This window comes from Chryseobacterium sp. ZHDP1 (assembly GCF_018603435.1).
Taxonomy (GTDB): Bacteria; Bacteroidota; Bacteroidia; order Flavobacteriales; family Weeksellaceae; genus Chryseobacterium; species Chryseobacterium indicum.
This window is the reverse complement of the sequence record NZ_CP075682.1, coordinates 767,848-780,071: the sequence shown is the minus strand read 5'-3', so window position 1 is coordinate 780,071 and position 12,224 is coordinate 767,848. Positions and strand designations below refer to the sequence as shown.

Genomic DNA, 12,224 nt, shown 5'->3' with positions numbered 1-12,224 from the left:
GCAATTCTGATTTTAGATTTAATTAAAATTTTAAGAATATTTTGCTGTTAAAATTTGTTAGAATTCGGCGCGGGATTTGCTTATATTCATCAGAATAGTATTAAATTTGCAGAAAAATTTATTTAAATAAATGACAAACCCATTATTTTACGCAAAAATCCTTTTGTTCGGAGAATACGGAATTATTGAAGATTCCCAAGGTTTGACATTACCTTACAGTTTTTACAAAGGTACCCTCAAATTCTCATCACTGGATTCCGAATTTGAAAAAAAATCCAATGATCATCTTAAAAAATACGCAGAATACCTGCAGAATTTAGAACTTCCTGAGACTTTTGAACTTAATGTTTCAAAATTTAAAGAAGAAATTTCTGAAGGATTATTCTTCGACAGCAATATTCCTCAGGGATATGGAGTAGGAAGTTCAGGCGCTTTGGTTGCCGCAATTTTCGAAAGATATTCTATTTCTAAACATGAACCTGAAAATATTTCAAAAGACGAACTGAAAAACCTTCGAACAGTTTTTGGGTTAATGGAAAGTTATTTCCACGGGAAAAGTTCAGGAATTGATCCTCTGATCTGCTACTTGAATCTTCCGATTCTTATCGAAAGCAAAGAAAGTGTAGATAAGGTTGCCATTCCGGAAAGTGAAGCCGGAAAAGGAGCTATTTTCTTAATAGACTCCGGAATGACAGGGGAAACAGGACCAATGGTTCAGATTTTCTTTGAAAAAATGAAGACCGAAGGTTTCAGAAAAACCCTGAAAGAAGAGTTTATCCGCTATAATAACGCTTGTATTGATGCGTTCCTTAAAAAAGATATGAATCCGTTTTTCAGAAACCTTAAAAAGCTTTCTCACTGGGCGTATGAACATTTTCGTCCCATGATTCCGGAAAGTTTATTCAACGTCTGGAAAAAAGGCTTAGATTCCAATGCATATTATTTAAAACTCTGCGGAAGCGGCGGCGGCGGTTATATTTTAGGTTTCACCAAAGATTACGAAAAAGCAGAAAAGATGCTTGATGGCTTCCATAAAGAAGTGATTTACAGATTCTAAAAAGTGTTGTGAATGAATTCTGAAAAAGAAACTTTCCAACAGAGAAATTATATTCAAAAATCTTTTTTTTACAGATTTTCACAATTCGTGGGCTTTCTTTTGGGAGCTCGCTTTTTTGTTGCCGTCCTGCTGATTTTTGCTCTCTATGTTTCAACATTTTTCCTCTTTAATCAGGATGAAAATTTCAGAAAATTTGTATTCGATTTTAAAGTTCACGGGATTATTTTCTGTACGGTTCTTACGATTCTTGCCGGAGGAATTATCAATCAGTTTTACGATTTCGAAAAAGATCATGTTGTAAAACCTTTCAGAACAAGAATCCAGAGCTTCATTAAGCAGAAATATTTTCTTTACGCTTACCTCGTTTTAAGTGTGATTTCTTTGGGAGTTGCATGGATGATTTCGCATAATGTTTTTGCATTTTTTGTTGTTTATCAGTTCTTTATGTGGTTTTACAGCCATAAGCTCAGCCGGATTTTAATATTAAACAATCTTACCTTTGTGAGTCTTACGCTGTATCCTTTTTTCGGAATGATGGTGTATTATGAAACCTTTTCGAAGAAAGTTTTACTCATGGCAGTTTTTCTTTTTCTGATTCTTTTATGCATTGATATTGTGAAAGATACTTTAACGAAGAGTGTCGATAAAGCATTCGGATACACAACAATTCCCAATTATTTTAAAAGCAGGAATACCAAAATAATTATCGTCTCTCTGCTCATCATTACCATGGCAGTATCCATGAAGTTGATTATGAAAACAGGAATTTCAGGATTCATGGCGTATTATTTTACTGCCGGATTATTTATTTTCATCCTTTGTGTTTACCTTATTTTAAATCATACAAGAAAAAGCAACTTCATCACGCTTAATATTCTCAGAACTTGGGTTTTCATTGGGATAATCGCAATGCTTCTCAACGGACTGGAAGGTAAATTATAGAAAATTTTCTTTATAAAACCTGATCCTTTTCTTACCTTTGCAGTACCTTAAATTTATAAAAAGTAATGCCCATTTTTAACGATACTAAAGTCGCATTTGCGGATAAATCCGATGCACAGTTAAGAAAAGCGTATTGGATGTTCAAAATGATTGAGCAGCCTTCTCTTACAAAAATTGGAACTTCCGTTCTTAATTTCACCGTTCATAATAGTTTTCCTTTCGTTACAGGAATTGTAAAAAATACTTTGTTTGAGCAGTTTTGCGGAGGAGAAACCCGTGAAGAAAGTATGAAAGTCGTGAAACAGCTTTTCAGAAGAGGAGTCGGAAGTATTTTCGATTATTCCATTGAAGGCAAAGAAGACGAAGAAACGTTTGATGCAGTTTGCAAAGAGATCAAAGATATCGTAAGATTTTCTGTAGGAAATCCGGCAATTCCGTTTATCGTTTTTAAACCTACTGCTTTCGGAAGAATAGATCTGTATGAAGCTGTCGGGAAAAATGCGGAACTTACAACAAGCCAGAAAGAAGAGTGGAAAAGAGTAGTAAAAAGGTTTGATGAAGTCTGTAAACTTTGCCATGAACACGACAAAAAAGTAATGGTAGATGCTGAAGAAACCTGGATGCAGGATGCAGCAGACCATCTTTGCGAAGAGATGATGGAGAAATATAATCAGGAAAAGCCGATTGTCTGGAATACCATTCAGATGTACAGAACCGGAAGATTGGAGTATATGGAAGCGCATCTTCAGCGCGCGAGAGAAAAAGGTTATTTTATCGGGTATAAGATCGTTCGCGGAGCCTATATGGAAAAAGAAAGAGCAAGAGCCGCAGAAAAAGGCTATGCAGATCCTATTCAGCCAACTAAAGATGCTTCCGATAAAAATTACAATGCAGGAATTGATTTCGTTATGAATCATTTAGATAAAGTTTCCGCATTTTTCGGAACCCACAATGAAATTTCTTCAGAGCTTGTCATGGATAAAATGAAAGCGAAAGGACTGGAAAACGGAAATCCTCATATCTATTTCGGGCAGCTTTACGGGATGAGCGACAATATTACGTTCTATCTGTCAGATAAAGGCTATAATGCGGCAAAATACCTTCCTTACGGACCTGTAAAAGATGTTGTGCCTTATCTTACCAGAAGAGCGCAGGAAAATACTTCCGTTGCGGGACAAACCGGTCGTGAACTGGGGCTGATTAAAAAGGAACTCGAAAGAAGAAAAGCAAGCAGATAAATTCTGAAAATAAATGCTAAGCCTCACAAAATATTGTGAGGTTTTTTTATGATCGAAATATAGACTGATTAAAATTTTTGAAAATGAAAAGTTCAAAAGATCATTTAAGGTTCAAAACTTTCGAATTTGCCGTTTTCGTAGAAGATAACAATTCGTTTAATTTTATTTTGTTGATTTTCAATAGCTTGAGCAATGATCTGATCACTGTTATTTTCTAATCGCTGAGAATCCGATATTTTCTCCTGAGCTTTACTTTGATCCGGTATAAACGATTCCTGACGATTTATTTTTGGCGGCTCTATTTCTGTTTCTTCACTGCCAAAATCTTCATCGTTATTTACCATCGTAAAAAGATCGGGGAGAGAAGTCGTTCTCGGTTTTTCCTCTTCGTAAATTTCCTCTTCCAGTTCAGGAACATCCGATTCGGGAAGTTCAGATTTCAGCATTTCACCTTCACCCGTAATCAACCAGTCCCAAAGAATTTCAGGAAAGCGCGATTTTATTTTAATGATAAACTCAAGCGACGGCTTATTTCTTCCGGACGTAATGTGCGAAATAGAAGATCGCTGCACTTCAATTTCATCTGCAAACTCCGAAGAAGAAAGATTAGAATACTCGATAACTTTTGAAATTCTCTCGTTTAGACTCATAGAACCATTATTAAAACGTGTTACAAATGTAAATAAATAAATTTACAAATGCAAATTAATATAATAAACAAATGTAAATTGAAGTGAAATACATTTGTAAACTACATAACTGTTTGAAAACAATCGTTTTATATAATTAATAAAATACTAATTCTAAATTTTACAAAAGTTTATCCACACTTAAATCATTAAAATCAATAAAATCTGACTGGAATCGTCGATAACTTATTGATAAGTTATGTTCATATAAATACCATTATTGATGTAATAAACATAATTTTGTTGCGGTTTAATACACTGTATAAGCAAATACAGATAATGTACTTAAAATAACAGATAAATGCCTTATAATAGGGTAAAAAGAACGTTTTACTTTTGTAAAATATAGCTTTCAAACGCATTTGGACTGGGTTTTGTATTATTTAATGTAAAATATGGTTATTGATCTTTTTTAAGAATTACCAGATTAAATTTCTGAAATTAAAAACAGAAATAATTTAATAAAAGACTGCGTTTTCCAACTATTTACATTTGTATATAATATTTTATTCGAAGTTTTCAACAATAATTTTGTTTAAACTATTTCTAAATATTTTTCTGTAATGAAGGTTTTCAACACTTAAAGTAATATTGAAATAATTATTGAGTTAAATTCCATAAGTTACTCAAATTAAATAATTTATGTATTTCGTATTAAATTATTCTCAATCCACAATTTTATCAACAGACATTTTGTCATATCAATATGTTTAATTATTTCACAAATGTAAAATTTATTTTTTCCATAAAAAAGACTTAAATTTGACTATTGTAAACTATTTATATGAATTTCGAACACATCTATTTACAAAATCCAAATTTCCCAAATCGCTATATTTCCCCTGAAAAATTATTTTCTTACCTACAAAACAATCTCAGTGATCATATAAAACAGATCGGATCGTCTTATTTAGAAAAACCTATTTATAAGTTAACAGTCGGAACAGGAAACATTAATATTCTTGCCTGGTCGCAAATGCACGGCAATGAATCTAACGCAACACATGCGATGCTCGATTTGCTTTTTTCTTTAGATAAAGCACCGGAGTTGAAAGAAGAATTGTTCAGTAAAATTCAGCTTGAGTTTATTTTTATGCTAAATCCCGACGGATCCGAAAAATGGACAAGATTAAATGCAGTCGATATAGATCTGAACAGAGACTTTCATAACGAAGCCAGTAAAGAAATCAAATTCTTAAAAAATACGGTGGCTTCGAAAAAATATGATTATGCGCTGAATCTTCATGAGCAGAGAACAATTTTTACGACAGACGGAATTCATCCGGCAACGTTGTCTTTTTTGGCTCCCTCAGAAAATGTTGAAAGAACTATAACTGAAAACCGGAAAAAATGCATGGCGGTAATTGCAGAAATTTATAATCATCTGAAAGAATTAATCCCGAACCAGATCGGAAGATATTCTGATGAATTTTATCCGACTTCCACAGGCGATAATTTTATTAAAGCAGGAATGCCTACGATTTTATTTGAAGGCGGACATTTTGTAGACGACTATACCAGAAAGGGAACCCGAAAATATTACACGGTTGCTTTATATTATGCGTTAAAAGCCATTTCAGAATTAAATTCCGAAACCACAGGCTGGGAAATCTATCTCGAAATTCCGGAGAACAGAGAAACACACTATGATATCATTTACAGAAATGTAAAGCTGAATACAGATCATGAATGTATTTTAGACGTAGCGGTTCAGTACCGTGAAATAAAAGAAGAAGGAAAAGATGAAATCTCTTTTATTCCTTTTGTCATGGAAGTGGGAGACGTGAAGAAGAAAAAAGGCTGGCTCGAAATCGACTGTACCGGAAAGAAATTTGTCTCAGAAACAAAATATCCAAAACTGGATGCAGAAGTCAATTTTACAATAGAAGACTGAAAATAAAATAAGCGGAACCATAATGATTCCGCTTTTGTTTTATATGAATTGACTGTTCATTCAGAAAGGAAGTCTGTACAATTACAGATCCTTCATTTCATTGAAAACAGAAAATTAGTTTACAACTTTAATTCCGTTGGCTACAAACCTGATCTCTTCTTTCGGAGCTTTGATCGCATCGATTTCAGATTGAGGCTTTTTAGCATCTTCCGCATAATGTTTTTGCTCGTCTACAGAAGTAATTTTTCTTTCTGCAGTTCCGTCCATAACAACAGTTTTCCCTTTTAAAGCAGTAGGAACAAAGAATGCATAATCCTTCATTTTTACAAAAAACTGAGAGTTATCTTCCGTCTGGATTGTTAACCAACATCCTTTTTTATCGCAAACGTCTGTTACTTTCCCTTTTACGGCAACGTTTTCTACTTTTTTATCTTTTTTAAGCTTTTTGCTCAGCTTATCTACAGAAATTGCTTTAGATTCTACATTTGAAGCAACTCCGCCACCGTAAACATCACCTACAAGAGCATTCCCTGCAGGAGGTCCGAATTTTTTTGTTTCCTGTGCAAAAGCTAAAGACGAAGCACTCACGGCTACAGCAAATATTATCGCTTTGAATTTCATTTGAATTATTTTTCTCAAAAGTAATAATAAAATTCTGAACAGCAAACATTAAAAATTTGATAAAAAACAGGTTTAATCTTTCAGAATTTGAATGCATTTTATTAAGACTAGCTTTGTTATACGTTTTTAACGCGGGGTTCGCAAAGATAATAGGATAAACTTTGAAAAAATTCCGTTCGCAATGGTGTTTCACTCAGCAAATGATAGCGAACTTATATTTTGAAAACAATTTTTAGACGCCTTAATTTCAATACATTATCATATAAAAAAAATTAAATATCAATTATATATTTTTATCATTCGCTGAGTGAAACACCATTGCGAACGGAAAAATAATCAATGTTGTTTTTAATAAAACCTTGTGAGCATTGCGTTAAATCATTGCAATCAAAAATTATTTAACGCAGAGTTCGCAAAGATAAACAGGATTAGCTTTGAAAAAATTCCGTTCGCAAAGGCGTTTCACTCAGCAAGTGATAGCAGAATTTTATTTTGAAAATAATATTGAAGTGCCTTGATTTTATAAACTATCAGCACGCAAAAAATTGAAAAACTCTTTTATGCATTTTTATCATTCGCTGAGTGAATAGTTTATGCTGAGCCTGTCGAAGCACCCTTGCGAACCAAAAATAATTAATGTTATTTTAATAAAAATCTTGCGGTCATTGCGTTAAATATCAATTTACAGAAAAATCCGGCGAATATTAAATAAAACAGAAAATAATCCTATAATTATTTATATTTGGAATCTACAATCAATTATGCAGAAAAAACTAAAACTTTGGGATGCCATTATGCTGGTAATGGGATCCATGATCGGAAGCGGAATTTTTATTGTTGCCGCAGATATGATGCGGAACCTTGGCTCAGGATTCTGGGTAATCGTGGTTTGGATTATTACGGGAGTCATGACCGTTGCCGCAGCTATCAGTTACGGAGAGCTTTCGGCAATGTTTCCAAAAGCGGGAGGACAATACACCTATCTCAAAGAAATTTTCGGAAGAAAAATGGGCTTTTTATATGGATGGGGATTGTTTACGGTCATTCAGACCGGAACAATTGCTGCCGTGGCAATGGCTTTCGGGAAATTTACTGCTTATCTTGTTCCCGCTTTAAATGATGCAGCTCCGATTTTCCAGAGTGGCGAATTTAAAATTACATGGATCCAGATTTTAGCAATTGCTACTATCATTTTATTAACCCAGCTCAACACAAGAGGCGTTGAAAGCGGAAAATTATTACAGAATATCTTTACAGGCTCCAAAATCATAGCATTACTCGGTCTTATTGCTACAGGATTTATTCTGGTGGATATTTCGCATTTAACGGATAATTTCAGCTTTGGATATGAGGCTTTCAGCAACCTTAAAAAAGACATTTCAGGAAATTTTCTGAAAGAAGGCTGGGAACCCATTGGCGGAATGACTTTACTGGGCGGAATTGCCGCAGCAATGGTAGGTTCCGTTTTCAGTTCGGTAGCGTGGGAAAGTGTAACCTTTGTTTCCGGAGAAATTGAAAATCCAAAGAAGAATGTTGTAAAATCTATGATCTACGGAACAACTGCCGTTATGATTTTGTACATCGCCGTCAATTACGTTTACCTGAACGCTTTAGACAGAGATTCCATTGCCTTTGCGGAAAACGACAGGGTAGCGGTGGCTGCTTCACACTTCATTTTCGGAAATGCAGGAACGGCAATTATTGCGGTTTTGGTGATGATTTCTACTTTCGGATGCAATAACGGACTCATCTTAGCCGGAGCAAGAGTGTTTCAGACGATGGCAAAAGACGGAATGTTTTTCAGACAGGCAGAGCAGAACAACAAAAACAATGTGCCCGCAAATGCACTCTGGATGCAGGGAATCTGGGCTTCCATTTTATGTTTAAGCGGACAGTACGGCAATTTGCTGGATATGATCTCTTTTGTGATCGTTTTATTTTACATGATTACCGTTTTCGGCGTTATTTACCTGAGAATAAAACAGCCCAATCTGGAAAGACCTTACAAAACATGGCTGTATCCGGTGACTCCGATTATTTATTTATTGATCGGGACAGGTTTCTGTATCTTATTGCTCATCTACAAACAGCAGTATACATGGCCCGGTTTTCTCATGGTTTTACTCGGACTTCCCGTGTATTATCTCATTAATATGAATAAAAAAACTGAAAAATAAATTGAAAAGCTGTTCGTCAATCTGGGCAGCTTTTATTTTTTGTCAACCCCAAATCAAAAATAACCCCTAAAGTCAAAAATTCCCCTCTCTTGGAGGGGTGGCAAAAATTTAATTAAATTTTTGACGGGGTGGTTTTAAAGTTCGAATAATTCAAAAAGTATTCAAATCCAAAGAACTCCTCCTTTCCAATATATCCGTCTTGCCAAAAAGAAATAATCATATAAAGCAGTTCGCAAAGTCGGGCAGCTTTTTTTTGGAGCTTTTTCCAGCTTTCCATTACAATCTTTTTTTCAAAAAGGATTTTCATTGCAATCTGGGCTAGGATTTTTCTGTATAATTTCAATTTTTGTCCACTACATCCATCAAAAACAGAAAAAATTAAATCAGAAACCCCGAAAGATTCCCCTCCTTTGGAGGGGTGGCAAAAATTTTATTAAAATTTTTGACGGGGTGGTTTAGAAAAACCAAATCATTTAAAAACATTCAAAACCACAGAACTTCTCCGTTAATTACAAACAACTCTGTTTTAAACCTCCGTAGTTCTCCGGAAGTCTCCCGCAGCTTGCAGAAAACCACAGAACTTCTCCGTTGATTACAAACAACCCTGTTTTAAATCTCCGGAGTTCTCCGCAAGTCTCCCGCAGTTTGCAGGAAATCACAGAACTTCTCCGTTGATTACAAACAACCCTGTTTTAAATCTCCGGAGTTCTCCGGAAATCTCCCGTAGTTTGCAGGAAACCACAGAACTTCTCCGTTGATTACAAACAACCCTGCTTTAAATCTCCGGAGTTCTCCGGAAGTCTCCCGCAGTTTGCAGGAAACCACAGAACTTCTCCGTTGATTACAAACAACCCTGTTTTAAACCTCCGAAGTTCTCAGGAAGTATTTCTCAATTTATTGGAAGCCATCGTACATGAATATTGTAGGCAACTGATCCTTAAGTTTTAAGGCTCTAAAAATTCCCCTCCTTCGGAGGGGTGGCAAAAATTTCAACAAAATTTTTGACGGGGTAGTTTAAAATCAAAAATCTGTTTGATCTTTTATTAATTCATGTAATTTCAAGCCAATGCCTATTTAAAAAAGAAAAATTTAAACAATAATCAATCATATTATCTCCTTTTTTTCCTTAAAAATGATTAATTTGGTAGTATATTTCAAAGAATTGAGTTCAATGAAGTAAAAAATTAAGAAGGAGAAATCATGGACACACCGAATTACAGAATGCCTTTTGTTCCGTCGACTTTAATGACGGAAGGAGGAAGCATAGAAACCTGCGACATGGGAGAAAGCATCGCACACAATATTATGCTGCTCATCACCACCAAAAAAGGCGAAAACAGATACGATGAAAATTACGGAAACGACGTCTGGAATCTTGAATTCGATAACGGCATTACAAGCGCAGTCTGGGAAGCTGTTTTCATTAAAAGCCTCAAAAGACAGATTCAGGAATACGAACCCAGAATCGTTCAGCCGCAAATCGATGCACACATCCAGATCGTAGAACACAGCTACGACACAAAAGAACATACCGAAATAAAAAAAAAGGTAAAAATCGCCATCAATGCCAAAATGGAGCATTCCGGAGAACGTTTCAGCTTTTCTACAGAGCTTTTCCTGAGTCCGATGTCGATTGATTAAATTCTATAACCACCACCTAATCCTATGAATTTAGAACAGAATATTTATTCCAAAGAATCCGTAAAAGCGAGGATGCTTCAGAATGCCACGAAAGTATGGGGTCTGAAAAGTCCGCAATCTCTTGATCCGTTCGTTAAATTATTAATTGATGCGTTCAGCACAGAGGTTTTCAAAGCGAATAACGAAATACAGACCGTTAACGCAAGAATTTTAGAAAAACTGGCAAAATTATTAACGCCTTCCATTTATACACATCCGATTCCGTCTCATGCAATTGCATTTACACAACCTTATGAACCGTCTGAAATTTTATTGGAGCATACCGAGTTTTTCTTTAAAAAACAGATGACTTCCACCATAAAATCAGAATCGGATAAGCAGATCAATATTCCTTTTACGCCAATTGGAAATATCAGAATCAACAAAATACAGACCGCCATCATGTTTGTAGGAAACACCTGCTACGGAATTGATGACCTGCTGAATAAAATTCCCATTGCAAGATTTCAGGGAAGACCGGAAGATTACCGTAAAGTGACCATCGGAATTGATGTTTCAAAATACTCAAACGAAACTTTTCCTAAAAATGTAAGCATTTACTGTTCAAATCCTGCTTTCGAACATCTTGATTTTACCTATAAATTATTGCCTTACATTACGGTTTCGTCCAACGGAAATCCGTTATTTGTAAAAGAAGGTTTAACTTATTATAAAAACAATCCGGCAGAAGGATATGAGCAGATGTTCCGCGAACAGTCTATTCAGAATAAAATTATTGAAGACATCAAAAGTGTGTATCATCATAAATTCATTGAGATTTCAGGACTTTCAGCCTCATTATTTTCAGAACAGGGACAGCTTCCAGAAAATCTCAGCTATGTAGATTATAAAGAAGAAATTACAAAATACATCGACGGAAAACGTTATCTGTGGCTTACTTTCGAATTTCCGCCACAATTTTCCGCTGAAATTCTGGATAATTTTTCCTTTGTTTTGAATGCTTTCCCGATCTACAACCGCGGCTGGAAAAAAACGGAATACAGCTTAGACATCATGGGAAACAATATTCCTCTCGTAACGGATGAAGGCGAACATTTTCTGTATGTAGATGAGGTTCAGGACGGTGACGGAAGAAAATACACCGAAATTCCTTTCACCCCAAATGACGATCTTCGAAAAGGATTATACACGGTAAGAAAGGGCGGAATGGAGCGTTTTACGAACAGAAATGCCGTTGATATGATTGCCAATGTTCTGGAACTCACTAGAGACGAAATTGCAGCCTTCTCTTTACTGAACCGTGATAATGTGAAAGGCGTTCTCAGTGAAATGTCCGACAAAATGAAATCCATGGTTCAGAAAGTCAACAATGCCAAAGGAAGCATTAAACAGGAGCTGAACTATGTGATTATGGAGCCTGTTGATAAAACAGATCACACGTATGCTTCATTCTGGATCACCCATTCTACATTAGCCAATCATATGCGTCCCGGAACGGAACTTTCGAATCAGTTGAAATCGCAGACGCTGGTGCTTTTAACGGAAACGATAGGCGGCGCGGAAGAGCAGAAAGGAACCGACAGTATTCAGACTTATAAATATGCTTTAACCACAAGAGATAAGATTATTTCTCTGGAAGACGTGAAAAACTATTGCCGAATGGTTTTGAAAGACGAACTGAAAGAGGTAAAGGTAACCCGCGGAACAATGATCAGCAATAAACCGAAAGAAGGTTTCATCCGAACGGTTGAGGTAGAAATCATTCCGCAGAATTATTCTTTCTACGGAAGAGCTTACTGGGAAAATATGGCGAATGTTTTAAGAAACCAGATTATTTCCAAAGCTATCGACGGAATTGAATATCTGGTAAAAGTAACGAATGAAGATTCGGATTTTTCGTGATTGTTTAAGATATTCTCAGTAAAAATGGATGAATTCTCAGACGATCTTAGGATGACTTAGCGG

At 35.5% G+C, this 12,224-nt stretch carries 10 protein-coding genes; 7 read left to right on the top strand and 3 right to left on the bottom strand.

The window, feature by feature from the left end:
* Positions 1–130: 130 nt before the first annotated feature.
* The 3 genes from KKI44_RS03525 to KKI44_RS03515 all read left to right on the top strand — a co-directional run bounded on the left by KKI44_RS03525 (position 131) and on the right by KKI44_RS03515 (position 3,237).
* Entirely contained in the window at positions 131–1,057 is a 927-nt protein-coding gene (locus KKI44_RS03525; protein WP_214589861.1) for a mevalonate kinase, read from the top strand.
* Positions 1,058–1,069: 12 nt separating this feature from the next.
* The gene (locus tag KKI44_RS03520) at positions 1,070–1,999 is read left to right on the top strand and encodes a UbiA family prenyltransferase (protein ID WP_214589860.1); all 930 of its coding nucleotides are present in this window, start codon (positions 1,070–1,072) and stop codon (positions 1,997–1,999) included.
* A gap of 65 nt (positions 2,000–2,064) precedes the next feature.
* Positions 2,065–3,237: a proline dehydrogenase family protein gene (locus tag KKI44_RS03515; protein ID WP_214589859.1), complete on the top strand. Its 1,173-nt coding sequence runs from the start codon at positions 2,065–2,067 to the stop codon at positions 3,235–3,237.
* A gap of 104 nt (positions 3,238–3,341) precedes the next feature.
* Here the strand turns inward: KKI44_RS03515 and KKI44_RS03510 are convergent, their stop codons facing one another.
* Entirely contained in the window at positions 3,342–3,887 is a 546-nt protein-coding gene (locus KKI44_RS03510) for a helix-turn-helix domain-containing protein (protein ID WP_214589858.1), read from the bottom strand.
* Positions 3,888–4,710: 823 nt separating this feature from the next.
* Between KKI44_RS03510 and KKI44_RS03505 the strand changes: the two genes are divergently transcribed.
* Positions 4,711–5,820 (top strand): M14 family zinc carboxypeptidase, encoded by a 1,110-nt coding sequence (locus KKI44_RS03505; RefSeq protein ID WP_214589857.1) that lies wholly within the window; start codon positions 4,711–4,713, stop codon positions 5,818–5,820.
* A gap of 114 nt (positions 5,821–5,934) precedes the next feature.
* Here KKI44_RS03505 and KKI44_RS03500 read toward each other — a convergent pair whose 3' ends face one another.
* On the bottom strand, positions 5,935–6,441 hold the full coding sequence (locus tag KKI44_RS03500) for a DUF4920 domain-containing protein (protein WP_214589856.1): 507 nt from the start codon (positions 6,439–6,441) through the stop codon (positions 5,935–5,937).
* Positions 6,442–7,202: 761 nt separating this feature from the next.
* Here KKI44_RS03500 and KKI44_RS03495 point away from each other — a divergent pair.
* Positions 7,203–8,618, top strand: coding sequence for an APC family permease (locus KKI44_RS03495; RefSeq protein WP_214589855.1), 1,416 nt, complete (start codon positions 7,203–7,205; stop codon positions 8,616–8,618).
* A gap of 112 nt (positions 8,619–8,730) precedes the next feature.
* Here the strand turns inward: KKI44_RS03495 and KKI44_RS03490 are convergent, their stop codons facing one another.
* Positions 8,731–8,895, bottom strand: coding sequence for a hypothetical protein (locus tag KKI44_RS03490; protein WP_214589854.1), 165 nt, complete (start codon positions 8,893–8,895; stop codon positions 8,731–8,733).
* Between the two features lie 923 nt (positions 8,896–9,818).
* On the opposite strand from KKI44_RS03490, the gene KKI44_RS03485 reads away from it, so the two are divergent.
* On the top strand, positions 9,819–10,259 hold the full coding sequence (locus KKI44_RS03485; protein WP_076390131.1) for a GPW/gp25 family protein: 441 nt from the start codon (positions 9,819–9,821) through the stop codon (positions 10,257–10,259).
* A gap of 24 nt (positions 10,260–10,283) precedes the next feature.
* A complete protein-coding gene (locus KKI44_RS03480; protein WP_214589853.1) occupies positions 10,284–12,161 on the top strand; it encodes a type VI secretion system baseplate subunit TssF in 1,878 nt (625 codons plus the stop codon).
* Positions 12,162–12,224: the final 63 nt, after the last annotated feature.

Excerpts from the sequence above, each read along its gene's own strand:
- KKI44_RS03525 (WP_214589861.1), top strand. The coding sequence starts at position 131 with ATGACAAACCCATTATTTTACGCAAAAATCCTTTTGTTCGGAGAATAC.
- KKI44_RS03520 (WP_214589860.1), top strand. The coding sequence starts at position 1,070 with ATGAATTCTGAAAAAGAAACTTTCCAACAGAGAAATTATATTCAAAAA.
- KKI44_RS03515 (WP_214589859.1), top strand. The coding sequence starts at position 2,065 with ATGCCCATTTTTAACGATACTAAAGTCGCATTTGCGGATAAATCCGAT.
- KKI44_RS03510 (WP_214589858.1), bottom strand. The coding sequence starts at position 3,887 with ATGAGTCTAAACGAGAGAATTTCAAAAGTTATCGAGTATTCTAATCTT.
- KKI44_RS03505 (WP_214589857.1), top strand. The coding sequence starts at position 4,711 with ATGAATTTCGAACACATCTATTTACAAAATCCAAATTTCCCAAATCGC.
- KKI44_RS03500 (WP_214589856.1), bottom strand. The coding sequence starts at position 6,441 with ATGAAATTCAAAGCGATAATATTTGCTGTAGCCGTGAGTGCTTCGTCT.
- KKI44_RS03495 (WP_214589855.1), top strand. The coding sequence starts at position 7,203 with ATGCAGAAAAAACTAAAACTTTGGGATGCCATTATGCTGGTAATGGGA.
- KKI44_RS03490 (WP_214589854.1), bottom strand. The coding sequence starts at position 8,895 with ATGGAAAGCTGGAAAAAGCTCCAAAAAAAAGCTGCCCGACTTTGCGAA.
- KKI44_RS03485 (WP_076390131.1), top strand. The coding sequence starts at position 9,819 with ATGGACACACCGAATTACAGAATGCCTTTTGTTCCGTCGACTTTAATG.
- KKI44_RS03480 (WP_214589853.1), top strand. The coding sequence starts at position 10,284 with ATGAATTTAGAACAGAATATTTATTCCAAAGAATCCGTAAAAGCGAGG.